The organism is Methylorubrum sp. B1-46, assembly GCF_021117295.1.
Classification (GTDB): Bacteria; Pseudomonadota; Alphaproteobacteria; order Rhizobiales; family Beijerinckiaceae; genus Methylobacterium.
The window spans coordinates 4,699,682-4,725,120 of the sequence record NZ_CP088247.1; the positions used below are offsets into that span (position 1 = coordinate 4,699,682).

General features: G+C 71.5%; 28 protein-coding genes. 18 read left to right on the forward strand and 10 right to left on the reverse strand.

The window, feature by feature from the left end; genetic code table 11:
• Positions 1-4: 4 nt before the first annotated feature.
• A complete protein-coding gene (gene mutS / locus LPC10_RS21860) occupies positions 5-2,752 on the reverse strand; it encodes a DNA mismatch repair protein MutS (protein ID WP_231344351.1) in 2,748 nt (915 codons plus the stop codon).
• A 248-nt stretch (positions 2,753-3,000) separates the two neighbouring features.
• The gene (locus tag LPC10_RS21865) at positions 3,001-3,324 is read right to left on the reverse strand and encodes a hypothetical protein (protein ID WP_231344352.1); all 324 of its coding nucleotides are present in this window, start codon (positions 3,322-3,324) and stop codon (positions 3,001-3,003) included.
• 177 nt (positions 3,325-3,501) lie between these two features.
• On the opposite strand from LPC10_RS21865, the gene hrpB reads away from it, so the two are divergent.
• Positions 3,502-5,991, forward strand: coding sequence for an ATP-dependent helicase HrpB (gene hrpB / locus LPC10_RS21870; protein ID WP_231347116.1), 2,490 nt, complete (start codon positions 3,502-3,504; stop codon positions 5,989-5,991).
• Here hrpB and LPC10_RS21875 read toward each other — a convergent pair.
• The gene (locus tag LPC10_RS21875) at positions 5,948-6,688 is read right to left on the reverse strand and encodes a hypothetical protein (RefSeq protein WP_231344353.1); all 741 of its coding nucleotides are present in this window, start codon (positions 6,686-6,688) and stop codon (positions 5,948-5,950) included. The two genes, hrpB and LPC10_RS21875, sit on opposite strands and share 44 nt — an antisense overlap.
• A gap of 232 nt (positions 6,689-6,920) precedes the next feature.
• Between LPC10_RS21875 and LPC10_RS21880 the strand changes: the two genes are divergently transcribed.
• Positions 6,921-7,289 (forward strand): hypothetical protein, encoded by a 369-nt coding sequence (locus tag LPC10_RS21880; RefSeq protein ID WP_231344354.1) that lies wholly within the window; start codon positions 6,921-6,923, stop codon positions 7,287-7,289.
• 15 nt (positions 7,290-7,304) lie between these two features.
• Here LPC10_RS21880 and LPC10_RS21885 read toward each other — a convergent pair whose 3' ends face one another.
• Positions 7,305-7,700, reverse strand: a complete 396-nt coding sequence (locus tag LPC10_RS21885) for a VOC family protein (protein ID WP_166060771.1) — start codon at positions 7,698-7,700, stop codon at positions 7,305-7,307.
• A gap of 113 nt (positions 7,701-7,813) precedes the next feature.
• Here LPC10_RS21885 and LPC10_RS21890 point away from each other — a divergent pair, with 113 nt between their 5' ends.
• Positions 7,814-8,938 carry a tyrosine recombinase XerC gene (locus LPC10_RS21890; protein ID WP_231344355.1) on the forward strand — a complete coding sequence of 375 codons (1,125 nt, stop codon included), beginning with the start codon at positions 7,814-7,816 and terminating at the stop codon, positions 8,936-8,938.
• Between the two features lie 99 nt (positions 8,939-9,037).
• Positions 9,038-9,172 (forward strand): hypothetical protein, encoded by a 135-nt coding sequence (locus tag LPC10_RS25565; protein ID WP_255700725.1) that lies wholly within the window; start codon positions 9,038-9,040, stop codon positions 9,170-9,172.
• 140 nt (positions 9,173-9,312) lie between these two features.
• On the opposite strand, the gene LPC10_RS21895 is transcribed toward LPC10_RS25565, so the two are convergent.
• Complete coding sequence (locus LPC10_RS21895) at positions 9,313-9,909, reverse strand: histidine phosphatase family protein (RefSeq protein WP_231344357.1); 597 nt, start codon at positions 9,907-9,909, stop codon at positions 9,313-9,315.
• A gap of 159 nt (positions 9,910-10,068) precedes the next feature.
• Between LPC10_RS21895 and LPC10_RS21900 the strand changes: the two genes are divergently transcribed.
• From LPC10_RS21900 to LPC10_RS21910, 3 genes are all read left to right on the forward strand, one after another.
• The gene (locus tag LPC10_RS21900) at positions 10,069-11,067 is read left to right on the forward strand and encodes a polyphosphate kinase 2 family protein (RefSeq protein WP_231344358.1); all 999 of its coding nucleotides are present in this window, start codon (positions 10,069-10,071) and stop codon (positions 11,065-11,067) included.
• An 86-nt stretch (positions 11,068-11,153) separates the two neighbouring features.
• Complete coding sequence (locus LPC10_RS21905; protein WP_231344359.1) at positions 11,154-12,305, forward strand: AAA family ATPase; 1,152 nt, start codon at positions 11,154-11,156, stop codon at positions 12,303-12,305.
• Between the two features lie 3 nt (positions 12,306-12,308).
• The gene (locus LPC10_RS21910) at positions 12,309-12,998 is read left to right on the forward strand and encodes an MOSC domain-containing protein (RefSeq protein ID WP_231344360.1); all 690 of its coding nucleotides are present in this window, start codon (positions 12,309-12,311) and stop codon (positions 12,996-12,998) included.
• Positions 12,999-13,001: 3 nt separating this feature from the next.
• Here the strand turns inward: LPC10_RS21910 and fabI are convergent, their stop codons facing one another.
• The 3 genes from fabI to LPC10_RS21925 all read right to left on the reverse strand — a co-directional run bounded on the left by fabI (position 13,002) and on the right by LPC10_RS21925 (position 15,820).
• Positions 13,002-13,829, reverse strand: coding sequence for an enoyl-ACP reductase FabI (gene fabI, locus LPC10_RS21915; RefSeq protein ID WP_012456504.1), 828 nt, complete (start codon positions 13,827-13,829; stop codon positions 13,002-13,004).
• A 327-nt stretch (positions 13,830-14,156) separates the two neighbouring features.
• Entirely contained in the window at positions 14,157-15,095 is a 939-nt protein-coding gene (locus LPC10_RS21920; protein ID WP_231344361.1) for a DnaJ C-terminal domain-containing protein, read from the reverse strand.
• A 152-nt stretch (positions 15,096-15,247) separates the two neighbouring features.
• On the reverse strand, positions 15,248-15,820 hold the full coding sequence (locus LPC10_RS21925) for an RT0821/Lpp0805 family surface protein (protein WP_370644597.1): 573 nt from the start codon (positions 15,818-15,820) through the stop codon (positions 15,248-15,250).
• A gap of 87 nt (positions 15,821-15,907) precedes the next feature.
• On the opposite strand from LPC10_RS21925, the gene pdxH reads away from it, so the two are divergent.
• On the forward strand, positions 15,908-16,552 hold the full coding sequence (gene pdxH, locus LPC10_RS21930) for a pyridoxamine 5'-phosphate oxidase (RefSeq protein WP_231344363.1): 645 nt from the start codon (positions 15,908-15,910) through the stop codon (positions 16,550-16,552).
• A gap of 30 nt (positions 16,553-16,582) precedes the next feature.
• Here the strand turns inward: pdxH and LPC10_RS21935 are convergent, their stop codons facing one another.
• Complete coding sequence (locus LPC10_RS21935; protein ID WP_231344364.1) at positions 16,583-16,966, reverse strand: response regulator; 384 nt, start codon at positions 16,964-16,966, stop codon at positions 16,583-16,585.
• 297 nt (positions 16,967-17,263) lie between these two features.
• On the opposite strand from LPC10_RS21935, the gene LPC10_RS21940 reads away from it, so the two are divergent.
• From LPC10_RS21940 to LPC10_RS21960, 5 genes are all read left to right on the forward strand, one after another.
• The gene (locus LPC10_RS21940; RefSeq protein ID WP_231347117.1) at positions 17,264-17,986 is read left to right on the forward strand and encodes an SDR family NAD(P)-dependent oxidoreductase; all 723 of its coding nucleotides are present in this window, start codon (positions 17,264-17,266) and stop codon (positions 17,984-17,986) included.
• On the forward strand, positions 17,979-19,142 hold the full coding sequence (locus LPC10_RS21945) for a hypothetical protein (protein ID WP_231344365.1): 1,164 nt from the start codon (positions 17,979-17,981) through the stop codon (positions 19,140-19,142). Before LPC10_RS21940 ends, LPC10_RS21945 begins: the two co-directional genes overlap by 8 nt.
• Positions 19,139-19,627 (forward strand): NUDIX hydrolase, encoded by a 489-nt coding sequence (locus LPC10_RS21950; protein ID WP_231344366.1) that lies wholly within the window; start codon positions 19,139-19,141, stop codon positions 19,625-19,627. The genes LPC10_RS21945 and LPC10_RS21950 overlap by 4 nt, the downstream gene beginning before the upstream one ends.
• Positions 19,628-19,761: 134 nt before the next feature.
• The gene (locus LPC10_RS21955) at positions 19,762-20,208 is read left to right on the forward strand and encodes a TIGR02301 family protein (protein WP_231344367.1); all 447 of its coding nucleotides are present in this window, start codon (positions 19,762-19,764) and stop codon (positions 20,206-20,208) included.
• A gap of 171 nt (positions 20,209-20,379) precedes the next feature.
• On the forward strand, positions 20,380-20,634 hold the full coding sequence (locus LPC10_RS21960) for a hypothetical protein (protein ID WP_108941991.1): 255 nt from the start codon (positions 20,380-20,382) through the stop codon (positions 20,632-20,634).
• 285 nt (positions 20,635-20,919) lie between these two features.
• On the opposite strand, the gene LPC10_RS21965 is transcribed toward LPC10_RS21960, so the two are convergent.
• Positions 20,920-22,275, reverse strand: a complete 1,356-nt coding sequence (locus LPC10_RS21965) for a dihydroorotase (RefSeq protein WP_231344368.1) — start codon at positions 22,273-22,275, stop codon at positions 20,920-20,922.
• 100 nt (positions 22,276-22,375) lie between these two features.
• Here LPC10_RS21965 and LPC10_RS21970 point away from each other — a divergent pair, with 100 nt between their 5' ends.
• The 5 genes from LPC10_RS21970 (at position 22,376) to LPC10_RS21990 (ending at position 25,376) form a co-directional block, all read left to right on the forward strand.
• The gene (locus LPC10_RS21970) at positions 22,376-23,230 is read left to right on the forward strand and encodes a folate-binding protein YgfZ (RefSeq protein WP_231344369.1); all 855 of its coding nucleotides are present in this window, start codon (positions 22,376-22,378) and stop codon (positions 23,228-23,230) included.
• Positions 23,227-23,877, forward strand: coding sequence for a DNA-3-methyladenine glycosylase I (locus LPC10_RS21975; protein WP_231344370.1), 651 nt, complete (start codon positions 23,227-23,229; stop codon positions 23,875-23,877). Before LPC10_RS21970 ends, LPC10_RS21975 begins: the two co-directional genes overlap by 4 nt.
• A 35-nt stretch (positions 23,878-23,912) precedes the next feature.
• Positions 23,913-24,488, forward strand: coding sequence for an HD family hydrolase (locus tag LPC10_RS21980; protein WP_231347118.1), 576 nt, complete (start codon positions 23,913-23,915; stop codon positions 24,486-24,488).
• A 13-nt stretch (positions 24,489-24,501) separates the two neighbouring features.
• Positions 24,502-25,014 carry a tyrosine phosphatase family protein gene (locus LPC10_RS21985; RefSeq protein WP_231344371.1) on the forward strand — a complete coding sequence of 171 codons (513 nt, stop codon included), beginning with the start codon at positions 24,502-24,504 and terminating at the stop codon, positions 25,012-25,014.
• A 98-nt stretch (positions 25,015-25,112) separates the two neighbouring features.
• Complete coding sequence (locus LPC10_RS21990) at positions 25,113-25,376, forward strand: exodeoxyribonuclease VII small subunit (protein WP_108941996.1); 264 nt, start codon at positions 25,113-25,115, stop codon at positions 25,374-25,376.
• The last annotated feature ends 63 nt before the right edge of the window (positions 25,377-25,439 follow it).

The window sequence follows — 25,439 nt, forward strand, 5'->3', positions numbered from 1 at the left end:
GCCTTCACCCCGCGGCCCGCTCCTTCTTAAGGCGATAGAGCGCGTCGAGCGCCTCGCGCGGGGTCAGTGCGTCGGGATCGATGGTGTCGATCAGCCGGCCGAGGCGGTCGTCCGGCTCGGGGCTCACCGGCTCCGGCGGGGGCGGTGGGGCAGCGGCGAGGCTTGCAAACAGCGGCAGATCCTCGATCGTGCGGCGGGCGGGGCGCTCGCGCTCGGAGCTTTCAAGCCCTTTCAGGATCGCGCCGGCCCGCGCCACCACGCTCGGCGGCAGGCCGGCGAGGCGGGCGACCTGAAGGCCGTAGGAGCGCTCGGCCACCCCCGGCACCACCTCGTGCAGGAACACCACGTCGCCGCGGTCCTCGGCCACCTTGAGGGTGGCGTTGTCGAGGCGGGGCAGGCGCTGGCTCAGCGCGGTCAGTTCGTGGAAATGGGTGGCGAACAGGGCGCGGCAGCCGTTCTTCTCGTGCAGGTGCTCCAGGCAGGCCCAGGCGATGGAGAGGCCGTCGAAGGTCGCCGTGCCGCGCCCGATCTCGTCGAGCACCACCAGCGAGCGGCGCGTCGCCTGATTGAGGATCGCGGCGGTCTCGACCATTTCGACCATGAAGGTCGAATGGCCCCGCGCGAGGTCGTCGGCAGCACCGACGCGGGAGAACAGGCGGTCGACCACGCCGAGCCGGGCCGAGGCCGCCGGCACGAAGGCGCCCATCTGCGCCAGCACGGCGATGAGCGCGTTCTGGCGCAGGAAAGTCGACTTGCCGCCCATGTTCGGGCCGGTGACGAGGCGGATGCGCCCGGCCTCGTCGCCGGAGAGGTCGCAGGCATTGGCGATGAAGGCCTCGCCGGCCCGCATCAGCGCCGCTTCGACAACGGGATGGCGCCCGCCCCGGATCTCGAAGGCGAGGCTGTCGTCGATGACCGGCCGGGTCCAGTCGAGTTCGACCGCGAGTTCCGCGTGGCTCGCCGCGACGTCGAGGCCGGACAAAGCCTCGGCGATGTCGGCGATTGCCTCCGCCTGCTCCCCTACCCGTGCAGCGAGACGGTCGAAAACCTCGGATTCGAGCGCCAGCACCCGGTCGGAGGCGCCCGCAATCTTCGATTCGAGTTCGCCGAGTTCGACGCTGGTGAAGCGCATCGCATCGACCATGGTCTGGCGATGCACGAAGTCCTGCATCAGTCCCTTGAGGCAGGCCTCGCCCACCGCCTGCGGCACCTCGATGTAGTAGCCGAGCACGTTGTTGTGCTTGATCCGCAGCGTCCGGCAGCCGGTGGCCTCGGCATAGCGCGCCTGGAGCGCGGCGATGACCTTTCGCGAATCCTGGCCGAGCCCGCGCGCCTCGTCGATCTCGGCGTGGTAGCCCGCGCGTACGAACCCACCGTCGCGACGGTTGAGCGGCAGGTCGTCGGCGAGCGCCCGAGCCAGCTCTTCGGCCAGTTCCCGGTCGGCTTTGTCGAGGCGGCGGGCGAGGCGGACGAGCCCGTCCGGCAGGTCCTCCCGCGATAGCCGCTCGCTGATCGTCGCGGCGGCCATGAGTCCGTCGCGGAGCGCCGCGAGGTCGCGCGGGCCGGCGCGGTTCAGGCCGATGCGGGACAGCGCACGGGCGATGTCGGGGGCCGCGTGCAGCGCGTCGCGCAGATGCGCGCGCAACGCCCCGTCCTGCGCCAGGAAGGCGACGGCGTCGTGCCGCCGGCCGATCTTCGTGAGATCCGTCAGCGGGCCGGCCAGATGCTCGGCCAGCAGCCGGGCGCCGCCGGCCGAGACCGTGCGATCGATGGCGTCGAGCAGGCTGCCCTTGCGCTCGCCCGAGAGCGTGCGGGTGAGTTCAAGGTTGGCGCGGGTGGCCGCGTCGATGGCGAGCGTCGCGCCGCTCGCCTCGCGGCTCGGCGCGGAGAGCGGCACGCGGGTGCCGAGCTGCGTGCGCTCGAGATAGAGCAAAGCCGCTCCGGCCGCGGCGATCTCTGCCCGGCTGAAATTGCCGAATCCGTCGAGGGTCTTGACGCCGAACTGCTCGCGGATGCGCCGCTCGGCCGAGGCCGGCTCCAGCTCCCCTTGAGCCAGCGGCACCACCGCCGCCTTGGTCTCGCGCCACAGCTTGGCCAGCGCGGAGTCGGCGTGGATGACTTCCGAGAGCACGATCTCCCGCGGCTCGTGCCGGGCGATCGCGGCGGCGAGTTCCGAGCCCTCCACCTCGCTCAAGGAGAAGCGGCCGGTGGAGATGTCGAGGGCTGCGAGCCCGTAGGCCTCGCGGGTGTCGGAGACCTTTCGCCGGCCGATGGCGAGCAGCAGGTTGGCCCGCGTCGGGTCGAGCAGGCGGTCCTCGGTCAGGGTGCCCGGCGTGACGAGGCGGATCACCTCGCGCCGCACCACCGATTTCGGACCGCGCTTCTTCGCCTCGGCCGCATCCTCGGTCTGCTGGCAGACGGCGACGCGATGGCCGAGCGCGATCAGCCGGTGAAGGTAGTCGTCGGCCCGCTCCAGCGGCACGCCGCACATCGGGATGTCGGCGCCGCCGTGCTTGCCGCGCTTGGTCAGGACGATGCCGAGCGCGCGGGAGGCGATCTCCGCATCCTCGAAGAACAGCTCGTAGAAATCCCCCATCCGGTAGAACAGCAGGCAGTCCGGATTGGCGGCCTTGATCTCGATGTACTGCGCCATCATCGGCGTGGCGCCGGGGATGTCGAGGGGCGAGGAGGTCACGGTATCCGCCGCCTGGGCACGCCGTTCGAGGGGTTGGGAGCGCTGGGGTCTGGGCATGGAAACGAGGCTAGCAGCCCCGCCCCGGCCGGGCACCGCCGGCCACCCGTGAAGACCGTGGACAAGTGGACGCTCTCCCCAGCCGTCGCAAGCGGCGGTGGTGCCGGACCGTGACAACGGCAGGGGCCCGCCCGGCATCGCGCCGGACGGGCCCCTTTCGTAACAAATCCGATGGATCCCTTCGGGATGCGGATTTCGCTTCGCTCAGCGCCGCGCGGGCTTGTCGGTCCGTCCCGCTGGGGTAAGGCTCAGTAGCGGGGGCCGCCCGTGGTGTTGCCGAGCTGCTGCTGGTAGCCGGGCCGCTCCGGATTGCGGGCGTTCGGGTTGCCGTGGCGGTAGGTGTTCATGCGGCGGCGATGGCGCTCGGCCTTGGTCGAGTGATGGTGGCCCAGCACGCTGCGGTGGGACCGGTGCCAGCGCCGGTGGTGCCGGCCGTGGTCGCGCACGACCTCCATGGTGTCGCCGGCGATCACGCCGGGGGCGGGCATCGCGGGGGCGGCCGACGCGGCCCCGATTCCCAGACCGAAGCTGCCGAGCAGCACACCGGCTGCGAGTGTCAGGGCGATACGCATCGTCGTGTCTCTCCGTCGCGTGCATCAGACGCACGCCGAGCCCACAAGTCGTAATTCGCTCGTCCGTTCCGCGTGGAAATCAAGCTATGTTAACAAATCTTCGTGGGCGGTTCCGCTGATGTCGTGACGGGGCCGGGGCGGTTGCGCCTGCGCGCGAACCGCGGCACCTCGCGGATCATGTCGTCGCCCGCGCTCCCGATCGAAGCCGCCCTGCCCGCCCTGCGCGCGGCCCTATCTGAGCATGCCTCCGCCGTGCTCGTGGCGCCGCCGGGCGCCGGCAAGACCACGCGGGTGCCGCTGGCCCTCCTCGACGAGCCTTGGCTCGGGGGACGGAAGATCATCCTGCTGGAGCCCCGCCGGCTCGCGGCCCGCGGCGCGGCCGAGCGCATGGCGTCCACTCTCGGCGAGCGGGTCGGCGACACGGTCGGCCTGCGGGTCCGGCTCGGCTCCAAGATCTCGGCGCGCACCCGGATCGAGGTCGTCACGGAGGGCGTGTTCACCCGCATGATCCTCGACGATCCGGAACTGACCGGCATCGGCGCGGTGCTGTTCGACGAGTTCCACGAACGCTCCCTCGACGCCGACCTTGGCCTCGCCTTCGCCCTCGACGCGCAGGGCGCGTTGCGGGACGACCTGCGAATTCTCGCCATGTCGGCGACCCTCGATGGCGCCCGCGTCGCGGGGCTGCTCGGCGACGCGCCGGTCGTAGAATCGGAGGGGCGTGCCTATCCGGTCGAGACGCGCCACCTCGACCGCGATCCGAACGAGCGGATCGAGGACGCCATGGCCGCCGCGATCCTGCGGGCGTTGCGGGCCGATCCCGGTTCGGTCCTGGCCTTCCTGCCGGGGCAGGCGGAGATCCGCCGCACCGCCGAGCGGTTGGCCGACCGCCTGCCCGAGGACACCGACCTCGCGCCCCTCTACGGCGCGCTGAGCCAAGGCGAGCAGGACCGGGCGGTGGCGCCCGCACCGCCGGGGCGGCGCAAGGTGGTGCTGGCGACGTCGATCGCCGAGACCTCGCTGACGATCCAGGGCGTGCGCATCGTCGTCGATTCGGGCCTTGCCCGCGTGCCGCTCTACGAGCCTGGCAACGGCATGACCCGTCTCGTCACCGCGCGGGCCTCGCGCGCCTCGGTCGATCAGCGCCGGGGCCGTGCCGGCCGCACCGAGCCCGGCCTGTGCTGGCGGCTCTGGCCGGAGGCGGCGACCGCCGCGCTCGAACCCTTCGCCCGGCCCGAGATCGTGTCCGCCGACCTTGCCGGCCTCACCCTCGACTGCGCCGCCTGGGGCGTCACCGATCCGACGGCCCTTTCCTTCCTCGATCCGCCCCCGGCGCCGGCGCTCGCCGAGGCGCGGGCGATGCTGACCGAACTCGGCGCTCTCGATGCCGACGGGCGGCTCACCGCGACCGGGCACACCCTGCGCAGCCTGCCGCTGCCGCCCCGGCTCGCCCGGATGGTCGCCCGCGCCGCCGAATCCGGTCAGGCCCGCACGGCGGCCGATCTTGCCGCCGTGCTGGTCGAGCGTGGGCTCGGCGGCGACGCGGTGGATCTGTCCGAACGCCTCGACCGCTTCCGCCGCGACCGCGGCGGGCGGGCCGCCGACATGCGCCGCCTCGCCGAGGGCTGGGCGCGGCAGGCGGCCAAGGCGGCGAGCGGAGCGGAGGCCGGGGGCGATCCCTGGCTCGCCGAGCCCGGCGCCCTGCTGGCGCTCGCCTATCCCGACCGGGTGGCGCGGGCGCGGGGCCGGGAGGGCGCGTTCCTGATGGCCAATGGCCGCGCCGGCCTCGTCGATCCGGCAAGCCCGCTCGCCCGCGAGCCCTTCATCGTCGTCGCCGACCTCACCGGAACTGCTGCCTCCGCCCGCATCCTCTCGGCGGCCGCGATCGCGTCGGAGGCCATCGACGCGCTGTTCGCCGACCGGATCGCGTTCGCGCGCAGCGTCAGTTTCGACAGGGAGGCGCGCGCCTTGCGTGCCCGCGAGGGCCGGCGGCTCGGGGCCGTGACGCTGGACGAACGCACCCTCCCCGTCCCCGCCGACGAGGACTCCGCAAGAGTGCTCGCCCGCGGCATTGCCGGGCTCGGCCTCGACCGCCTGCCCTGGACGCCCGCCCTGGCGCAGTGGCGCGCCCGTATCCGCTTCCTCCACGCGGCGCAGGGGGGAACGGAGGGCGGGGAATGGCCGGACCTTTCCGACGCGGCCCTGGCCGAAAATGTCGAGGAATGGCTGGCGCCGTCCATCGTCGGCCGCGCCTCGCTTGGCGCGATCACCGCCGACGATCTCGCCCAGGCCCTGCAGAACCGCCTGCCCTGGACGCTGCGGGCGCGCCTGGAGGCGGAAGCGCCGAGCCATATCGAGGTGCCGACCGGCTCGCGCATCCCGGTCGATTACGAGTCGGGCCCCGAACCGGTCTTGGCGGTGCGGGTGCAGGAGCTGTTCGGCCTCGACCGGCACCCGACGCTCGGTGGAGGCCGTGTGCCGCTGGTGCTCCACCTGCTCTCGCCGGCCCACCGCCCGATCCAGATCACCCGCGACCTGCCGGGATTCTGGCGCGGGTCTTGGAGCGCCGTAAGATCGGAGATGCGGGGGCGCTACCCGCGTCACCCCTGGCCGGAGGATCCGCTCAGCGAAGCGCCGACCCGGCGGGCGAAGCCGCGGGGGACGTGATCGAGGACGAGGCGGGAACGCCGGGCACCAGCCGGATCAGCAGCCGGTGGGTCGGCCACCAGATCAGCAGCGGCAGCCCGATCACCAGAGCGGTCAACCACGCCCAGGCCGGCACCATCGTCTGGGCGGCATGATCGCTCATCCCCCAGACATAGTTGATGTTGACCGGCGTCAGCCCCGGATCGGGCCGCGGCTGCGGCATGAGGAAGAAGCAGACGAACAGGACGACGACCGCCAGCGCCGACCACGCGGTCCAGGCGCGGCGCTCGTAGCCGAGCCGCCAGACGAGGAAGACGAGCAGGAACGGCAGCCAGCCGTGGAACAACGACAGCCCCCGCAGGAACGCCGAGGTCTCGCGGTTGAACATGTAGGCGGTCATGCCGGTCAGCGGGATGCCCGCAGCCTCGGCCACAAAATCGACGACCCAGAGCGTTTGCGGCGCGAGGAGGCCGACGGCGCAGACGGAGACGAGCAGCGCGCTCTCGGCCCAGATGCCGACGAGGGTCAGGATCAGGGCGATGTCGCAGAAATAGAGGAAGTTCGTGGGCCCGTAATGGGTGAGGTAAACCGGGACCAGCACCGCCATGAAGGCCGAGTAGGCGAGCTTGAGGCTCAGGGGGATGCGGGAACGGACATGTCCGCTGCCCCGCTCGATCGCGGGGTGATCTGCCGTCGTCGCATTGCCGGAAGGACTCATTGCCGCCCCCTATCGTTTCCGGCTTGACCGTGGCGGAGTTTCGTTTCGGAGAGCGTGAGGGAACGCACGCGGCCCGCGATGCCCGTGCGATTCCGATACCATTCTCGAGTGGTTCTTTCGGTCCTGCCTCCCCCTTCATTCCGGGTTCGCTTGTCAACGACCCCGAGACGGTGGTGGGATTGTACCGAACCAATCAGCCGCAAACCGTAAGAGACAGGAAGAAAACGGTTCGATGCGTTCAACGGCCTGCCGCCTCTCCGGGCTCGCGCTCGTTCTCCTCGCCGCCGGAGCGGCCCGCGCGCAGACGCCACCCGACACGGGTGCTGCCCGGCCGCTGGTCATCCCCCAGCTTGAGGGCGAGCGCCAGGGTAAGATCCTGGGCCGGGCGCTGGCCTGCGGCGCGACGCGCGAGCGGGTCGAGGCGGTGCTTCGGGCCGGTCGCGCGCGCATGCTGGCGGCGGTCGGCCGGGCGCTGACCGAGGAGCGCTACGTGCTGGCGCTCGACGACGCGATGCGTTTGGAGACGAGCCTGCCGGCGCCTTCCGCGCAAGGATGCGAGAAGGCGCTGGCTGCCTTCGAGCGCCTGGAGAAGGCACCGTAGCGTCCGGCAAGAAACTCAGGCGAAGCGGCCGCCCTTCTGGATCACCTCGATCTTGTAGCCGTCCGGATCGGTGGCGAAGAAGAAGGTCGCGAGCGCGGTGTCGCCGTGCTTGAGGGTTTTGACCGGCGTGACCGGAAGCCCCTCGCGCTCGAAGCGGGCATGCTCGGCCGCCGCATCCTCCACCACGAAGGCGAGGTGGCCGTAGCCGTCGCCGAGATTGTAGGGCTCCGCGCGGTCCTTGTTGACCGTCAGTTCGAGTTCGAACGGCGAGGACGGGTCGCGCAGGTAGAGCAGCGTGAAGTCCGGGAAGTCGAAGCGGTCGGCCGGTTCCAGGCCGAAGGCGCGGGCGTAGTAGTCGCGCGAGCGCGCCTCGTCGCGAACGCGGATCATGGTGTGGACGGGCTTGGCCATCGGCCCTCTCTCCCTTGAGCGGATCGGCGCTCATCTGGCGCGAGGGCGGCCGCGCGGAAAGGGCCTTTCCGCTTAACCCTTCGTCAACCTTAAGGGATCTTTGCTCGTCGGCGATGATGCGCGCCGCGTCCCCCCGAGCCGTCGATCCCGACGCCCTGCTGCCGCCGGGCGATGCCGCCCTGCGCGCGGCGGTGCTGGGCTGGCGTGACGCGCTGGTGCGGGAGCGGCGGATGGCCGCCAACACCGTCGAGGCCTACGAGCGCGACCTGCGCCAGTTCCTCGACCACCGCGCCGCCCGCGCCGGCACGCCGACCCTTGCCGGCCTGATCGCCCTCAAGCCCCGCGACCTGCGCGCCTTCATGGCCGCGCGCCGCGCCGAGGGCGTCGGCGGACGCTCCCTGATGCGGATGCTGGCGGGCCTGCGCTCCTTCGCCCGCTTCCTCGAACGCGAGGGGCACGGCAGCGTGGCGGCGCTCGGCGCGGTGCGCTCGCCCAAGGTCGAGCGGCGGCTGCCGCGACCGCTTCCCGTCTCCGCCGCCCTGGCGATGACCGCGCCCGAGACCCGCCCCGACGACGCCCGCGCGCCGTGGGTGCTCGCCCGCGACGCGGCGGTGATCGCCATGCTCTACGGTTCGGGCCTGCGCATCTCCGAGGCGCTGGGGCTTTCCGCCCGCGACGCGCCGGTGCCGGGCATCGATGAGGTTCGGGTGACAGGCAAGGGCGGCAAGGTTCGCGCCGTGCCGGTGCTGCCGGCGGTGTCCGAGGCGGTGGCGGCCTATCTCGCGCTCTGCCCCCATTCCCTCGATCCGGAAGGCCCCCTCTTCGTCGGCGTGAAGGGTGGCCCGCTCTCGCCGCGGGTGGTGCAGTACGCCGTGGCGGCACTCCGCGGCGCGCTCGGGCTGCCCGAGAGCGCGACCCCCCACGCCCTGCGCCACTCCTTCGCGACGCACCTGCTCGCCCGGCAGGGGGAGCTGCGGGCAATCCAGGAATTGCTCGGCCACGCCTCGCTCTCGACCACGCAGATCTACACCAAGGTCGATGCCGCCCGCCTGATGAGCGCCTTCGAGGACGCTCATCCCCGCGCTCGCCGGCTGCCGCCGCGGCCCGAAGTGGGTCCGGCGTCGACGACATCCATTGACGCGGAGCAAGGCTCGGGCGCCGATGCCGGCTATGCTGCCCGGCCAAGCGGCCTGCGAGAACCGAACAAACATCACGGAGCGGAGCGCAGAAATGCGTGACTGTGCCCCGTTTACCTTGGTCTTGCCGCGATTGAGTGGCGGATTGTCATCAACCGGGCGGCGCGGCGCCGCCGAGTTAGAAGCTTCAGGGAGTGTCCGATGCGCGTGAGCGGAATCTGTCTCGCAATCCTGCCCGTCGTCGCCGTCCTTGCCGTGACCGCGACGGTCAAGACGCTCCTCCTGCCCGTCACCGCCGTGCGGCTGCTCGCCCGCGGTCGCGCCGCGCGGGCCTGACCGGCCCCGGACGCGTCCGGTCAAGACACTTCGGCCAAGACACCTCGCCCAGGACACGTCTGGCCACGATACGTCCGGCAAGCGGCTCTGGACACCTGCCCGCGCGGCAGCTTTTCCCTGTCCGCGCCTGTCTCGAAGGCTCACGCCCAGCGCCAGCCCTTGGGCTCGATGACGAGAATGCTGCCCTGGCGGATGCCGAGCCGCGGGGCGGCGTAGATGTCGAGATGGCCGAGGATGACCAGCAGCACCCGGGCGACGCCGCCATGGGCGACCATCACGGTCGGGCGGCGTAATTCGGTCACCACCTCCTCCACCCGCGCCTCGACCATGGCATAGCTCTCCGCGCCCTCCCCACGCGGCTGGTAGCCCCAGCGGTCGCGGTCGCGCGCGGCGGCGCCCGAGGGATCGCGGCGCCGGATCTCGGCCCAGGTCTGGCCCTCCCAGGCACCGAACCCGATCTCCTTCAGCCGTCCGTCGGCACGGTATCCGGCGGAGGGCAGGCCGATGCCGGTACGCAGGATCTCCATCGTCTTCCGGGCACGGGTGAGCGGGCTCGCCACGTAATCGGCCGTCGGCAGTTCGGCCCCGGCGATGCGGCGCAGGCGCTCGGCCGCCTCCGCCGCGTGGGCGAGCCCGCTGGCGTTGAGATCGGTGTCGCGGTGGCCCTGAAGCCGGCCTTCCGCGTTCCAGTCGGTCTGGCCGTGGCGCACGAACCAGATCGTCGGCACCCCGCTCATGCCGCCGCTCCGACGCGGCCGGCCCATCCCCGCGCGGACCCCGATGCGCCGGATCGGGAACGGCGTAGGCGGCGCATCTGTTGGGGCTCCAAGCTTTTCCCTTCCTGCGGGCCCGCATCGGTGGCCTCGCGAATGGCTCGTGAGCGGATAATCTTCGGTATGGCGCGCAAGAACGGCAAGGACGGTAGAGGCTCCTCCGGTGACAATGCGGCCGACAAGGCCGTGGAAACAAGGTCGCAGGCGGGCTGGCGCGACCACCCGCCCTCCTTCGCCGGCTGGGCCCGGGCCGCGATCGCGGGCAGCGGCACGGCGCCGAGCCTGTCGCCGCATCTCCACCCGGTGCTGCCGCCGGCCGCGCCCGGCATCGTCACGGTCGAGCCCGGCCGGAGCGTCGATCTCGCCGCGATCGATCCCAGCGCCACCGGCGGCCTCGACAAGGCCGAGGCCAAGGCCGCGCTGGAAACGCAGCGCGCACGGATCAAGCTCCTTCAGGAAAAGCTCTACGCCGAGCGCCGCCGCTCCCTGCTCGTGGTGTTCCAGGCGATCGACACCGGCGGCAAGGACGGCACCATCCGCCACGTGCTGGAGGGGGTGAACCCGCAAGGCTGCCGGGTCTGGTCGTTCAAGGTGCCGAACGCGGAGGAACTCGATCAGGACTTCCTCTGGCGCTACCACCTGCGCACGCCCGGCCGCGGCCTGATCGGCGTGTTCAACCGCAGCCATTACGAGGACGTGCTGGTGGTGCGGGTGAAGGGACTTGTGCCGGAGGAGACGTGGCGCGAGCGCTATGGGCTCATCAACGATTTCGAGCGGCTGCTGACGCTCTCAGGGACCGTGATCCTCAAGTTCTTCCTCCACATCTCCAAGGACGAGCAGAAGGAGCGCCTGGAAGCGCGCCTCGCCGACCCGGAGAAGCATTGGAAGTTCGACCCCGCCGACCTCGTGGAGCGCAAGAGCTGGGACGCCTACCAGACCGCCTTCAACGACGCGCTCGCCCGCTGCTCGACGCCCTACGCCCCCTGGCACGTGGTGCCGGCCAACCGCAAATGGGCCCGCAACGTCATGGTCGCCCAGACCATCGCCGACACGCTGGAGGCGATGGATCCGCGCTTTCCCGAGCCGCGCGCGGGGTTGGAGGGCATCAAGGTACCGGATTGAATTCGAGCGTCCTCACGGGAACGCCTTCCAGAATCGTTCTGGAGGCCGTTTAGATCGACGCCCACCCAGGCTTGAGGGAAGCGCCGATGCCGACGGTTCGCGAGATCGAGGCGGCCGGCTACCGCTCGCTGAGGAGTATCCGCTTTCCGGTCGGACCGCTCACGGTCTTCGTCGGCGGCAACGGCACCGGCAAGACCAACCTCTACCGCGTGCTCTCCCTGCTCCAGGCGGCCGCCGCCGGCACGCTGACGCGGGCGCTTGCGGCCGAGGGGGGCATGGAATCCGTGCTCTGGGCCGGCGCCCGCCGCAGGGGCGAACCGGTACGGGTGCGGCTGTCCGCCGAGCTGTCCGACGATGCGACCGGCCACACCTTCACCTACGCGGTCGAGGTCGGCCTCGTGCCGCAGGTGGGCGGCGCGACCTACGGGGCGGCCTTCGCCCTGGAACCGCAGGTGAAGACCGAGCGGCTCGTCGTGCAGGCCGGGACGCGGCCGGTCACGGTGCTCGACCGCGACGGGCCGGCTGGCTTCGTGCGCGACGAGGAGGGCCGCAAGCGCCCGTTCGGCACCGATCTGCTGCCGACCGAGACGGCGCTCGCCGCGTTGCAGGACGCGGTGCGCTTTCCTGAATTGCAGATCGTGCGGCAGGCGCTCGGCGCGTGGCGCTTCTACCACGACGTGCGCACCGATGCCGCCTCGCCGCTGCGCCGCCCCTGCCTCGCGGTGACGACGCCGATGCTGGCCTCCGACGGTGCCGACCTCGCTGCCGTCTTCGCGACGCTAGCCCATATCCGTGGCGACACGGGCGACCTCGACGCGGCTTTCGCCGACGCCTTTCCCGGCGCCCGCCTCGTAGTCCCGCCACCGGATCGCGAGGCGCGCTTCGGCGTGATCTTCTCCGAATATCCGAAGCGGATCTTCGATCCGTCCGAACTCTCCGACGGGACGCTGCGCTACCTCGCGCTCGCGGGCGCGCTGCTCGCCTACCGGCTGCCGCCCTTCCTCGCGCTCAACGAGCCCGAGGTCAGCCTGCATCCCGACCTGATGGAGCCGCTGGCGCGGATGATCGTGGACGCCTCGAAGCGCAGCCAGGTCTGGCTCGTGACCCATTCCGAGCGGCTCGCCGCGGCGGTCGCCGAGACCGGTGGCGTGAGCCCCCGCCTCGTGCTCAAGCGTGAGGGGGCGACGGCGATCGACGGCCTGCGGCGCTCTGGCGGGTTTTCCGACGAGGATTTGTGAGCGATGCGGATCGTGATCGGGGCCGTTCTGACCGGGCGCGTCGCGCCGCTCGGGGATGGGAGTGCGACGAGCGCCATCGCCAAGACCTCCGTGGAAGGACCCGTCGCGGTGGGGCCGCTCGGTCTCTCAGGCGACGCGCAGGCCGACCGCCGCTTCCATGGCGGCCCGGAAAAGGCCGTTCACCACTACGCCCTCGACCACGCCGCCGCCTGGCGAGCGGAGCTGCCGGGCCTGCCCGACCTGCTGGAGCGGCCCGGTGCCTTCGGTGAAAATATTTCGACCCATAGCCTCACCGAGCATGATGTCTGCGTCGGCGACTTGTGGCGCGCGGGCAGCGCCCTGCTCCAAGTCTCTCAGGCGCGCCAGCCCTGCTTCAAGCTGAACCTGCGCTTTGGCGTGTCGGACATGGCGCGCAGGGTGCAGGCGAGCGGGCGCACCGGCTGGTACTATCGCGTGATCGAGGAAGGGTTCGTGGCGGCCGGCGATGCGCTGGACCTGGTCGAGCGCCCGCACCCGGATTGGCCGCTGTCGCGGCTCCTGCACCACTTCTACGTCGATCGCCTCGATGCGGCGGCCCTGCGGGAGATCGCCGGCCTCGCGGCGCTCACCGAATCCTGGCGTTCGCTCGCCGCCCGCAGGCTCGCGAGCGGCGCGGTGGAGGATTGGCGCCGCAGGCTCGGGGAAGAGGGCTGAGCCTCAGTCCCGCTCGCGGGTGATGTCCGGCGCGTCGGGGTTCTTCATGCCGACGACGTGGTAGCCGGCATCGACGTGGAGGATCTCGCCGGTCATGCCGCGGGACATGTCGGAGAACAGGTAGGCCGCCGTCTCGCCGACCTCCTCGATGGTCACGGTCCGGCGCATCGGCGCGTTGTACTCGTTCCACTTGAGGATGTAGCGGAAGTCGCCGATGCCCGACGCCGCCAGCGTCTTGATCGGCCCGGCCGAGATCGCGTTGACGCGGATCTGCTTCGGGCCGAGATCCGCGGCGAGGTAGCGTACGGAGGCCTCCAGCGCGGCCTTGGCGACGCCCATCACGTTGTAGTGAGGCATCCACTTCTCGGCGCCGTAATAGGTCAGGGTCAGCATCGAGCCGCCCTCGCGCATGATCTTCTCCGCCCGCTGCGCCACCGCGGTGAACGAGTAGCAGGAGATCAGCAGCGACTTGGTGAAGTTCGCCTCCGAGGTCTCGAGGTAGCGCCCCGTTAGCTCGTCCTTGTCGGAGAAGGCGATGCAGTGGACGACGAAATCGATCCCTTCCGGGAACACCTCGGCGGTCGCCGCGAAGGCGGAGTCGATCGAGGCCGGGTCGGTGACGTCGCAATGGCCGACCACGTGTGCGTTCAGTTCGCGCGCTAGCGGCTCGACGCGCTTCTTCAGCGCCTCGCCCTGGTAGGTGAAGGCCAGTTCCGCCCCGTGCGCGGCGGCGCTTCGGGCGATGCCCCAGGCGATCGAGCGGTTGTTGGCCACTCCCAGCACCAGCCCGCGCTTGCCCGCGAGCAGCCCGCCCGGCTTCTGTTCCGACATGCGTCACCTTCGCTTCGGCCGCGCGGGCGTCTCTCACGGGACGGCCCTGCGCCGGGGGCTTCCTTAGCGGAGGGTGGCCGGAGGGGGAAGCCTGAAGGCGCTCGCGATCGCCTCGGGGCGATCAGGGTTTTCTTGTTTCGGCCTCCGGCGCCGGCGGCGACCTCTGCGGGCATCCTCGGCGCCTTGGGCTTTCGCTCCGCTCGACGCCTCGGCAAAAAGCCGAGGCCGCTCCGCAGGCGCTCTTCGAGCCTGCCATACGGCACACTGGCTCTCACGCGGCTTCTCGGCTCTCACCCGTTCGGCGAGCCGCGAGGCTTGCCCGAGCTGTTACGCCGTCCCGGCCTTCGCCTCGCGGCGGCGGCGGGCATAGTCAGTGAGTGCCGCGTCGTCGCCGGCCGGCAGGGCGATGGCGGTTGTGGCGAAGAGGTCGCCGCGGCTGCCGTCCTTCTTCGGCAGGCCCTTGCCGCGCAGGCGGAAGGTGCGGCCGGAACTCGTCATCGCCGGCACCTTCATCTCGACCGCGCCGGTCAGTGTCGGCACCCGCAGGGAGCCACCGAGCACCGCGTCCTCCAGCGGCAGATCGACGGTGGCGCGCAGATCCGCGCCCTCCACCTTGAACACCGGATGGGGCAGGACGCGGATGGTCAGCAGCGCGTCGCCCGGCTCGCCGCGGGGGCCGCCCGCGCCGCCCAGGCCGCGCAGGCGGATGGTCTGGCCGTCAACGACGCCCTTGGGGATCATCACGTCGACGTCGCGCCCGCCGGGCAGGCCGATGCGCATCTTCTCCTCGCCCGCGATCTGTTCGAGCGTGACGCTGAGTTCGGCCGCGACATCCTCCCCGCGGGTCGGCCCGCCGCGGGAGAACCCGCCGGCCCCCGCACCGCCGGCGCGGAAGGCCTCGCCGAAGATGTGGCTGATGAAGTCCTCGCCGACCCCGCCGGGCCCGGCCCCGGCGCCACCGCCGCGCCTCTGCGTGAAGCCCTCGAAGTCGAAGCCGCCGCGCCCGCCGCCGAAGCCGGAAAAGCCCTCGAAGCCGGTCGCCCGCGGCTTGCCCTCGGCGTCGATCTCGCCGCGGTCGAACTGCGCGCGCTTCTCCTTGTCGCCGAGGATCTCGTAGGCCGTGTTCGCCTCCGCGAAGCGCTCGGCGGCCTTCGGATCCTTGTTGCTGTCGGGGTGGTACGCCTTGGCGAGCTTGCGGAAGGCCTTCTTGATCTCGGCCTCACCCGCGCCCTTGGGCACACCCAGAACGTCGTAGGGGTTTCGCATCGGGATTCTTTTGTGGGGGTCGCAACCGTGCAGGGATACGGCCTCTGCCGCTTGGCTTCAACGTGGGAAGCTCGTTGCGGTTCTGCAACACCCGCGAGGATCGTCATCACCGCTCCGCGGCCGGTTTCTTGCCTAGCCTCGCCGGGACAGCCTCAGGACTTCGCGTTGACGGAGGCGCGCAGCCGCTTCAACTCCCACTCGCCGCCGGAGGGCTTGCAGCCCGTGCCGCGCACGAAGCGGCTGTTGGCGCCGCCGACGACGGTGGCGAGGAAGTCGCGGCAGATCTCGTCGCCGGCGACGTAGGGCAGGCCGGTGGGGTTGATCGCGCCGCGCATGGCGGTCTCCGGATTCTCCCACTTCACCGGGCGCCCGTTGCCCTGCGGATCGAGGGCGACGGAGAGCGCGGCGTGGGCCCGGCGCCAATCCTCGCCGTCGAGGTCGCGTCCGAAGCTCGCGGGCCGCTTCGGGATGCTGCCCGTCACGAGCGGTTCGGGGGCGGCCGGCGGTTCCTCCGCCTTGAACGACAGGATCGGCCCGCTGCAGCCGCCGCAGGAGATCACGAGGCCGAGCGCCAGAAGGCCCGCGAGCCGGGCCGGGCCGCCATGCCGGGGCGCGGGCTCGCGCGCCGGACCGGACGTCCCTTCGCACGCCACTTCGCACGTCCCTTGGGACACCCCTTCGGCGGAGCGCGCACGAGCGAGGGCTTTACACGGACGCAGACGCATTACACCTGAACTCGAGACAGAAACGGGGTCCGACGGGTGTGCTGCCCGACGTCGGTGCCCCCCGACCCGGCTGCCACAGGGACGAAAATGGCCATCGATCGGTTAAGAGAGGGTGATACCGGCGGAGATCCGGTCCACCCACAGGATTTCACGTTATCGTCAGACCCCTGGGCGCTGTTTTCCGCCTGGATGGCCGAGGCGGAAGCCGCGGAGCCCGTCGACGCCAACGCCATGGCGCTCGCCACCGCCGGCCCCGACGGCCTGCCCGACGTGCGGGTGGTGCTCCTGAAGGGCTACGATCCGCGCGGGCTCGTCTTCTACACCAACGCCGAATCGGCCAAGGGCGAGCAATTGCTGGCCAACCCACAGGCGGCGACGGTGCTGTACTGGAAGTCCCTGGGCCGGCAGATCCGCGCCCGCGGCCCCGTCTCCCGCGTGACGATCGAGGAGGCCGACGCCTATTTCGAGAGCCGCCACCGCGACAGCCGCATCGGCGCCGTCGCCAGCCGTCAGTCGCGCCCGCTCCTCGACCGCCCGACCCTGATGGCCGAGGTCGCCGCCCTGTCCGAGAAGTACGAGAACGGCCCGGTGCCGCGCCCCGAGCACTGGCTCGGCTTCCGGATCGCCCCGGTGCAACTGGAGTTCTGGCAGAACGGTGCCTACCGCCTGCACGACCGCGTCCGCTTCACCCGCGAGGGCGACGGCTGGGCCCGCGCGCGGCTCTATCCCTGAAGTCGAGGCCCCGGACTCGGCCGGGGCCCTTCACCGCATCACCGAGCGGATCGCCGAGATCAGGCTCTCCTCGGTATAGGGCTTGCGGATGAACAGGCCGTCGGTCGGCACGTCGCCGGGGGCGGGTCGCACCTTGCCCGAGGTGATGACGATGCCGATGTCCGGCCAGCGCCGGTCGATGCAGGCGGCGAGCTTGATGCCGTCGATGCCGAGCGGCATGTCGATGTCGGTGACGACGACGCAGACCGTCTCGCCCGATTCCTGAACCGCGTCGAGCAGGCGGATCGCCTCGTTGCCGTTGCAGGCCTCGCGGACAGCAAATCCCGCCTCGGCGATCAGCTCCAGCGCGGCGTGCCGGATCACGGCATCATCCTCCACGACGAGGACGGTCGGCCTCGTTTCCGCTTCGCTCACGCGCGTCGCATCCCTTGTTCCGCCACTGGTCCGATCACGCGCCCGTTCCCTTGAACTCACGATCCCTGCCCTGGGGTTGCATGAAGGCCGCGGCAGAACAAGCGCGCAGAGCGGGCGGAGCCGCCGGCTTTCAGGCCGCCGCCTCTGCGGTGCCTTTCGCAATGCAGCGCCGCCCTGGATTTCCGGCAGGGCGCGGCTTATCCCTGGGGCGAAGACCCGCTCAAGCCCGCTTACCGCGGTGCGTGCGGGCAGCGAGGGATCCCGGCCTTGGCCTCATCCAACGACCGTCGACGGGTGATGCTGCTCACCGGCGCGAGCCGCGGCATCGGGCATGCCACCGTCAAGCGCTTCTCCGCCGCGGGCTGGCGCGTCATCACCTGCTCGCGCCACGCCTTCCCCGAGAACTGCCCCTGGGAGATGGGACCGGAGGACCACCTCCAGGTCGATCTCGCCGATGCGGCGGATACGGTGCGCGGCGTGCGGGAGGTGGCCGAGCGGCTCGCCGCCGAGGGCGGCCTGCTGCACGCGCTCGTCAACAATGCCGGCATCTCGCCCAAAGGGCCGGCGGGCGAGCGGCTCGGTGCGCTCACCACCGAGTACGAGGACTGGGCCCGTGTCTTCCAGGTCAACTTCTTCGCGCCGATCCTGCTGGCGCGGGGCCTGTGCGACGAGCTGAAACGCGCGCGCGGCTCGATCGTCAACGTCACCTCGATCGCCGGCTCGCGGGTCCACCCCTTCGCGGGTGCCGCCTACGGCACCTCGAAGGCGGCGCTGGCCGGCCTCACCCGCGAGATGGCCGCGGATTTCGGGCCGCTCGGCGTGCGCGTCAACGCGATCTCACCCGGTGAGATCGACACCTCGATCCTCTCGCCCGGCACCGACAAGCTGGTGGAGCAGATCCCGCAGCGCCGCCTCGGCACGCCGGACGAGGTCGCCAAGGCGATCTACTTCCTCTGCACCGAGGCCTCCTCCTACGTGAACGGCGCCGAACTCCACATCAACGGCGGCCAGCATGTCTGAACGCCGGGCGGTTCTCTCCGCCCTGCTGACGCTGATCGCCCTCCCTGCCCTCGCGGCGGGGGACGGGACCCGGGAGCGGTCGCAGGTCGAGCCGGTGACGCTGCCCTTCGCGATCAAGGCGATGCGCGGCCCCGGCAGCGACGTGGCGCTCGCGGTCGCGACCTCCGGATTGCTACCGCTCGCCCGTGCCCCCGTCAGCGCCGACCCGAAGGCCAAGGCGAGCCTGTCGACCGCGAGCACCGCGCCGCCCGCCGTCGTCGTGGTCTGGGGCGAGGACGGCGGCGCCGTGCTCAGCCTCGACGGCGAACGTCTGCGCACCACGCTGATCGGCGCCGAGGCGATCGAGGGGTTCGCCGCCGCCGAGACGCCGCGCGGCGCCGTGCCGGGCTCGCGCCGCGCCCTCGACGGCCCGTTGAGTGCCTATCTCACCGGGCCGACGCGGGCTCTCGGCGGGGCGCCGGGCCAGGGCGCCGTGCTGACCCTGCGCGAGCGCCAGCCGCTCGGCGTCACCGCCGAGCCGAAGGCGGTGCCGGTGACGACACAGACCCTGGCGCCGGGGGACGACCGGGTCTTCGCCGGCCGCGCGCCGCGGATCACCCGCCTCGACGGCCGCCCGGCGGTGGTCGCCGTGACCGCGCAGGGGGCGACCGGCTCCGGCTTGGCGCTGGCCGCGAAGGGCAAGGACGGCGCCTGGACGCTCGCGGCGCAGACGCCGCCGCAGGCGGGCAAAGACGCCGACGGTGCGCCGCTAGCGCTTGCCGGCCTCGCCGACTTCACCGGAGCCGGCCAGCCGCAGGTCGCCGCGATCCGCGCCCCCGATGGCGCCGGCGTGCTTCAGCTCTGGCGCTTCGCCGACGGGGTCTTCAGCCTCGCCGGCGAGCGGCCGGGCTATGCCGGCCCGGCCGCGGGTGAGGGAGCGGATCTCGCCGCCGCCGTTCCCCGCACCGGCACGCCGCCCGATCTCGCCCTTCCGGTGGCGGGCCGCGGGGCGCTGGCTTTGGTCTCGCTCAAGGGCGGCACGCCGGAGGAGCGGGCGCGCATCCCCCTGCCCGCCCCGGCCGCCCACGGCATCGCCGTGCTCGAGGTCGGCGGAACCGCCCGAACCATTCTCGTCGGCCTCGCCGACGGCCGTCTCGTCGCGGTGCCGGCTCCGTGAGCGGCGCCGGGCAGGAGGACAGGGGGCCGGATGACGGGCGGCTGTTTCCGGCCCGCCCGCTGATCGGCGTGTCGATCGCGGTGATCCGCGACGGCCGCGTGCTGCTCGCCGCGCGTGCCAACGAACCGGTGCGCGGCGTCTGGACCCTGCCCGGCGGCCTGCTGGAGGCCGGTGAATCCCTTGCCGAGGGGGCGCTTCGCGAATTGCAGGAGGAGGTCGGCGCGCTCGCCGAGGTGGTCGGCCCGAGCCTGACGCCGACCGAGATCATCCTGCGGGACGAGGCCGGCCGCATCCGCCACCACTACGTGATCCACCCTCATGCCGCGCTCTGGCGCGCGGTCGAGCCGGTGCCGGGGCCGGAGGCGCTCGCCGTGCGCTGGGCGCATCTCGACGAAATCGCGGGGCTGGTCACCACGCCGGGACTGATCGACACCCTGCGCGAGGCGTTCTCCCGCGTGGGTCAGGTGGCTGAAGGTTCGCAATGAGGGGTTCGATCGGTTCCCGGCGGCTTCCCGTGAATCCCCCCTCCCCGCACACGGGGAGAGGGGAGCCCCGCGCTCGATTCCATCGAGAGGCGCCTCTCGATGGCGGCGTAGGAGCGAATCTTTTCAGCTTGATCATGCGGCTGATCCTCGCAACCTTGCTCGCCCTCATCCCGGCGGCGGAGGCGTTCGCCCAGCAGCGCTCGAGCCCAGCCCGATCCGCTCCGAAGCCGCCCGAGAAGGAGAAGGAGAAGGAGCCGCCGCCCCCGGCCGAGCCGCCGCCCGCGCCCTACGACCGCGACCTGATGCGGCTCTCCGAGATCGTCGGGGCGCTCGCCTTCCTGCGCAGCCTCTGCGCCGAGCCGGACGCCGCCGAGTGGCCGGCGCAGATGAAGGCGATCCTCGACAGTGAGGGCGTCACCCCGAGCCGCCGCGACCGGCTGGCCGGCGCCTACAACCGGGGCTTTCGCGGCTACAGCCTGACCTACCGGATCTGCACGCCCGCCGCGGGCGAGGCCGCCCGCCGCTACATCGCCGAGGGCGAGCGGCTCTCGCACGCCATCGCCGGGCGGTTCGGCGGATAGGGCAGCGTTTGTTGCGGGAGCGCCACACCCCGGAGCCGTTGCAAAATTCCTTCGCAATTGCCCCTTCGCATTAACCTCTTCGCAATTCCCTGCTTCCCGGCCCGTGAAGGCTGCCGTATCGTGGCGATGTCTTGCCGGCACCGTTCCGGCCGAGAAGCGAAGCCGTCCGCCATGATCCACGATACCGACACCGCTGCCTTCGACGTCGATGCGGAGAGCAAGCGCCTCGCGCTCGGCCTCGTGACGGAGGCCTTCGCGGAAGGCTGTCTCGACGGGATCGACGGCGACTGCATGGCCCAGGCCGCCCTGTTCGCGGCCTTCCAGGAATTGGTCGCCACCTACGGCGAGGACGCCACCGCCCGCTACGCCGAGACCCTGCCCGAGCGCATCCGCGGCGGCGGCTTCACCACGACACTGCAGCACTGAGAGGCCGTCTCGGCGATCGGACGGAGCCGGCCCCTTTCCCCATCTGCGGGCTGAGGGGATGCGCGGCTCATCCAACCTCCGCCTGATCAGTTTGGTCCCTCACCGTCATCGCGAGCGTCAGCGAAGCGATCCAGCACCGCGACATTGCCGGACAGGTCGCGCCCTGGATCGCTTCGGCTTCGCCTCGCGATGACGGTGAGAGACAAAGCCGAACGATCGACCGGAAGCGGTCTCACGACGGAATCGCCTCGAGCCAGATCGTAAGTTTCGCGGCTCGGGCGACGGTCAGGATCTTCCCGTCTCCGCCTGCGCCGGCAGCGCTTCCTCGAACACCACCGCCTCGCCCCGCGACGGGTTGGCCAGCTCGCCCTGCCACATCACAGGCGTGCCGCGCACCACCGTGCCCACCGGCCAGCCGGTGACGGTGACGCCGTCATAGGGCGTCCAGCCGCATTTCGAGGCGATCCATTCATTGCGGATGGTCTCGCGCCGCTTGAGATCGACCACGGTGACGTCGGCATCGTAGCCCATCGCGAGCCGCCCTTTCCGGGCGATGCCGAACAGGCGCTTGGGGCCGGCGCTGGTCAGGTCGACGAAGCGGGCGAGCGAGAGACGGCCGGCCGCCACGTGGTCGAGCATGATCGGCACCAGCGTCTGCACGCCGGTCATGCCCGAGGGAGAATCCGGATAGGGCTTGGCCTTCTCTGCAAGCGTGTGCGGCGCGTGGTCGGAGCCGAGCACGTCGACGATCCCTTGCGACAGCCCGCGCCAGATTCCGTTGCGATGCCCGACATCGCGCACCGGCGGATTCATCTGCACCAGCGTCCCGAGCCGGGCATAGGCCTCGCTGCCGTCGAGGGTCAGGTGGTGCGGTGTCACCTCGACGCTTGCCACGTCCTTGGCGTCGGCCAGGATCGGCATCTCGTCCCGGGTCGAGATGTGCAGGATGTGGATGCGCGCGCCCGTCTCCCGCGCGATCGCGATCAGCCGCTCGGTCGCCTTCACCGCAACGTCCGGCGAGCGCCAGACCGGGTGCGAAGCGGGATCGCCCGGCACGCGAAGCCCTTTCCGCTCCCGCAGCATCGGCTCGTCCTCGGAATGGAAGGCGGCGCGGCGGCGGATGCGGCTCAGGATCGCCCGCACGCCCGCATCGTCCTCGACCAGCAGCGAGCCGGTGGAGGAGCCGATGAACACCTTGATCCCGGCCGCTCCCGGCAGCCGCTCCAGCTCGGCCACCTCGCCCGCATTCTCGTGGGTGCCGCCGACCCAGAAGGCGAAGTCGCAATGCATCCGGTGGTGCGCGCGGGCGACCTTGTCGGCGAGCGCCGCGGCGCTCGTGGTCTGCGGGTTGGTGTTGGGCATCTCGAACACCGCCGTGACGCCGCCCATCACCGCCGCGCGCGAGCCCGTCTCCAGATCCTCCTTGTGGTCGAGGCCGGGCTCGCGGAAATGCACCTGGCTGTCGATCACGCCGGGCAGGAGGTGCAGGCCGCGGCAATCGCGCCGCTCGGCAGCCGCCGCGCCCGAGAGATCGCCGATGGCTGCCACGCGTCCGCCGCGGATGCCGAGATCGGCGCTGTGCTCGCCGTCGTGGTTCACCAGCGTGCCGCCGGACAGGACGAGGTCGAAAGGCGCTTCCATCGGGCTCTCCCGGTTCGCATCATGCGATTGAGACGAGGATAGGCGCGGCTTATGTCAGGCGTCCCATGCACGCAACGCCGCTGCGCCCGAAGGAGATGCCATGCCGATCGCCCTGCTGCCGGACCGTGCCGTCGTCGCCGTGTCGGGGCCGGACGCGCTCCCCTTTCTGCAAGGCATCCTCACCTGCAACGTCGAGACCCTGCCCGAGGGTGAGGCGCGGCTCGGCGCGCTGCTGACGCCCCAGGGCAAGATCCAGTTCGATTTCCTGGTGTCGCGCACCGGGGACGGCTTCCGCCTCGATGTCGCGGCCGAGCGCGTGCCCGATCTCGTCAAGCGGCTCGGCCTCTACCGCCTGCGGGCCAAGGTGAGCATCGCCGCCGATCCGACTCTCGGTGTCGCCGCAGCCTGGAACGGCGCCGAGACGGCTGCGGAAACCGTGCGCGTGCGCGACGGGCGCCTGCCCGCGCTGGGCGAGCGGCTGTACTTCTCGCAAGGCGCCTTCTCGGCGGATGCGACGGAGGACGCGTATCACGCCCACCGCATCGGCCTCGGCGTGCCGGAGGGCGGGCGCGACTTTGCCCTCAGCGACGCCTTCCCACACGAGGCGCTGATGGATCAGCTCGGTGGCGTCGACTTCAAGAAGGGCTGCTATGTCGGCCAGGAGGTGGTCTCGCGCATGCAGCACCGCGGCACCGCCCGCACCCGCATTCTGCCGATCGTCTACCGCGACGGTCCGGCGCCCGAGCCCGGCACCGAGGTGACCGCGGGCGCGCGCAGCCTCGGTGTCACGGGCAGCCGCGCGGGCGATCGGGGGCTGGCGACGATCCGCCTCGACCGTCTCGGCGACGCGCTTGCCGCCGACGAGCCGGTGCGGGCGGGCGGCACGGTGGCGGGTGTGATGAAGCCTGACTTCGCCACCTTCGCCTTTCCCTCCGACACGGCCGCCGCCGGATGAGCGCGGACGCCTCCGGCCTCATCCTTCATCCCGACGGCTGCCCGCGCTGCTGGTGGCCAGGGCTCGACCCGTTCTACGTCGCCTATCACGACACCGAGTGGGGCGTGCCCGAGTTCGACGCGCGCGCCTTGTACGAAAAACTAATCCTCGACGGGTTCCAGGCGGGCCTGTCGTGGATCACCATCCTGCGCCGCCGCGAGGGCTTCCGCCGCGCTTTCGCCGGCTTCGAGCCGGAGCGGGTCGCCCGCTTCACCGAGGCCGATGTCGAGCGGCTGATGGGCGACACCGGCATCATCCGCAACCGCGCCAAGATCCGCGGCGCGATCAACGGGGCGCGGGCATGGCTCGCGATCGAAGAGGCGGGGCCGGGCTTCTCGTCCTTCCTCTGGGATTTCTGCGACGGCCGGCCGATCCAGACGAAGGCGGCGAGCCGGGCCGAGATCGCGACCGAAACCGACGTCTCAAGACGGATGGGCAAGGCGTTGAAGGCAAAAGGCTTCACCTTCTGCGGGCCCACCATCGTCCACGCCTTCATGCAGGCGGTCGGCATGGTCAACGACCACCTCACCGGCTGCCACCGCCACGCCGCCTGCGCGGCTCTTGGCAAGAGTCTTGGCAAGAGTCTTGGCGAGGGCCGCCATCCGTGACAGCCACCGCGAAGCCGCCGCGCGCCTGGCAGCGGATGCTGTCGGGCCGGCGGCTCGACCTGCTCGACCCTTCGCCGCTCGATGTCGAGATCGCCGACATCGCCCACGGACTCGCCCGCGTCGCCCGCTGGAACGGGCAGACGGCGGGGCCGCACGTCTTCTCGGTGGCGCAGCACTCCCTGCTGGTCGAAGCGATCGGCGGCGGCCTCGATCCGCGGATCGGGAGGCCGGAGCGGCTCGAATTGTTGCTGCACGACGCGCCCGAATACGTCATCGGCGACATCATCTCGCCGCTGAAGAACGCGATCGGCGACGCCTATCGCAGCGTCGAGCGGCGCCTGCTCGCGGCGATCCGCCAGCGCTTCGGTCTCGGCGCGCCCTCCCCGGCCCTGTCGCGGCTGGTCAAGCGTGCCGACCGGATCGCCGCGGCGATCGAGGCGACCCGGCTCGCCGGCTTCTCGCAAGCCGAGGCCGATGGGATCTTCGGTCGCCTTCCGGTCCTGCCGGAGCCGCTGTCCGCCGACATCGAGCGGCTGGTGGCCGGATGGCCGACGGCGGAGGCGGAGGCGTGCTATCGCACCCGCTTCGAGGCGCTCCAGCGCGGAGCGTGAGACAGACAAGACAATGCCGAGCCTTCACATCTGCCCTCTCTCGCGCTTGGCCGAGACCGTCGCTTCGAGCGGCGCAAGTTATCTTATTACCCTGGCGACGCTGGGCAGCACGGTAGAGCGTCCGGCCGCGATCCGCCCGGAACACCATCTCCGGGTCGGCTTCAGCGACATCGCCGCGCCGCTGGAAGGCCACTTGCCGCCCGGTGAGGCGCATGTGCGGGCGGTTCTCGACTTCGCGGCGGCGTGGCCGCGCGAGCGGCCGATGGTGATCCACTGCTACGCCGGCATCAGCCGCTCGACCGCGGCGGCCTATGCGGCGGCCTGCGCCCTGCGGCCATCGGTGAGCGAGGCGGACCTCGCGCAGGAGTTGCGGCACCTCGCGCCGAGCGCCACGCCGAATCGGCTGTTCGTGGAGATCGCCGACCGCCTGCTCGGGCGCGAGGGGCGGATGAGCGCGGCGATCGCCGGGATCGGGCGCGGCGCCGAGGCTTACGAGGGGGCGCCGTTCCGGATCGCCCTGGCGTGATCGGCCGGGTGCGGAGAGCGGGGATCGGTCGCACGCAATCGACCCGGGCTTGTGCGACCGCACGTCGCCCGTCATAACGCGCGCCAAAAGGAATCCGGATGAACGATCATACACCCGACGCGTCGGCGGCGGCGCTGGACGATCTGCCCTTCGAGCGGGCGATGGAGCAGCTCGAGGAGATCGTGCGCCGGCTGGAGCGCGGCGACGTGCCCCTCGACGAGTCGGTGGCGATCTACGAGCGCGGCGAGGCGCTCAAGCGGCACTGCGAGACGCTGCTGAAGCGGGCCGAGGCGCGCATCCAGAAGATCGCGATCGGGCCGGACGGCCGGGCCGCGGGCACCGCGCCGCTCGATATCGAGTAGGCGGCCGGGTGCGGTTCGAATCCATACGAAACTCATCGCGCGCAAGGGTTTGCGCGCTGTTCC

Coding starts and splice junctions, on each gene's coding strand:
- mutS (WP_231344351.1), bottom strand. CDS start 2,752: ATGCCCAGACCCCAGCGCTCCCAACCCCTCGAACGGCGTGCCCAGGCG.
- LPC10_RS21865 (WP_231344352.1), bottom strand. CDS start 3,324: ATGCGTATCGCCCTGACACTCGCAGCCGGTGTGCTGCTCGGCAGCTTC.
- hrpB (WP_231347116.1), top strand. CDS start 3,502: ATGTCGTCGCCCGCGCTCCCGATCGAAGCCGCCCTGCCCGCCCTGCGC.
- LPC10_RS21875 (WP_231344353.1), bottom strand. CDS start 6,688: ATGAGTCCTTCCGGCAATGCGACGACGGCAGATCACCCCGCGATCGAG.
- LPC10_RS21880 (WP_231344354.1), top strand. CDS start 6,921: ATGCGTTCAACGGCCTGCCGCCTCTCCGGGCTCGCGCTCGTTCTCCTC.
- LPC10_RS21885 (WP_166060771.1), bottom strand. CDS start 7,700: ATGGCCAAGCCCGTCCACACCATGATCCGCGTTCGCGACGAGGCGCGC.
- LPC10_RS21890 (WP_231344355.1), top strand. CDS start 7,814: ATGATGCGCGCCGCGTCCCCCCGAGCCGTCGATCCCGACGCCCTGCTG.
- LPC10_RS25565 (WP_255700725.1), top strand. CDS start 9,038: ATGCGCGTGAGCGGAATCTGTCTCGCAATCCTGCCCGTCGTCGCCGTC.
- LPC10_RS21895 (WP_231344357.1), bottom strand. CDS start 9,909: ATGAGCGGGGTGCCGACGATCTGGTTCGTGCGCCACGGCCAGACCGAC.
- LPC10_RS21900 (WP_231344358.1), top strand. CDS start 10,069: ATGGCGCGCAAGAACGGCAAGGACGGTAGAGGCTCCTCCGGTGACAAT.
- LPC10_RS21905 (WP_231344359.1), top strand. CDS start 11,154: ATGCCGACGGTTCGCGAGATCGAGGCGGCCGGCTACCGCTCGCTGAGG.
- LPC10_RS21910 (WP_231344360.1), top strand. CDS start 12,309: ATGCGGATCGTGATCGGGGCCGTTCTGACCGGGCGCGTCGCGCCGCTC.
- fabI (WP_012456504.1), bottom strand. CDS start 13,829: ATGTCGGAACAGAAGCCGGGCGGGCTGCTCGCGGGCAAGCGCGGGCTG.
- LPC10_RS21920 (WP_231344361.1), bottom strand. CDS start 15,095: ATGCGAAACCCCTACGACGTTCTGGGTGTGCCCAAGGGCGCGGGTGAG.
- LPC10_RS21925 (WP_370644597.1), bottom strand. CDS start 15,820: ATGCGTCTGCGTCCGTGTAAAGCCCTCGCTCGTGCGCGCTCCGCCGAA.
- pdxH (WP_231344363.1), top strand. CDS start 15,908: ATGGCCATCGATCGGTTAAGAGAGGGTGATACCGGCGGAGATCCGGTC.
- LPC10_RS21940 (WP_231347117.1), top strand. CDS start 17,264: ATGCTGCTCACCGGCGCGAGCCGCGGCATCGGGCATGCCACCGTCAAG.
- LPC10_RS21945 (WP_231344365.1), top strand. CDS start 17,979: ATGTCTGAACGCCGGGCGGTTCTCTCCGCCCTGCTGACGCTGATCGCC.
- LPC10_RS21955 (WP_231344367.1), top strand. CDS start 19,762: ATGCGGCTGATCCTCGCAACCTTGCTCGCCCTCATCCCGGCGGCGGAG.
- LPC10_RS21960 (WP_108941991.1), top strand. CDS start 20,380: ATGATCCACGATACCGACACCGCTGCCTTCGACGTCGATGCGGAGAGC.
- LPC10_RS21965 (WP_231344368.1), bottom strand. CDS start 22,275: ATGGAAGCGCCTTTCGACCTCGTCCTGTCCGGCGGCACGCTGGTGAAC.
- LPC10_RS21970 (WP_231344369.1), top strand. CDS start 22,376: ATGCCGATCGCCCTGCTGCCGGACCGTGCCGTCGTCGCCGTGTCGGGG.
- LPC10_RS21975 (WP_231344370.1), top strand. CDS start 23,227: ATGAGCGCGGACGCCTCCGGCCTCATCCTTCATCCCGACGGCTGCCCG.
- LPC10_RS21980 (WP_231347118.1), top strand. CDS start 23,913: ATGCTGTCGGGCCGGCGGCTCGACCTGCTCGACCCTTCGCCGCTCGAT.
- LPC10_RS21985 (WP_231344371.1), top strand. CDS start 24,502: ATGCCGAGCCTTCACATCTGCCCTCTCTCGCGCTTGGCCGAGACCGTC.
- LPC10_RS21990 (WP_108941996.1), top strand. CDS start 25,113: ATGAACGATCATACACCCGACGCGTCGGCGGCGGCGCTGGACGATCTG.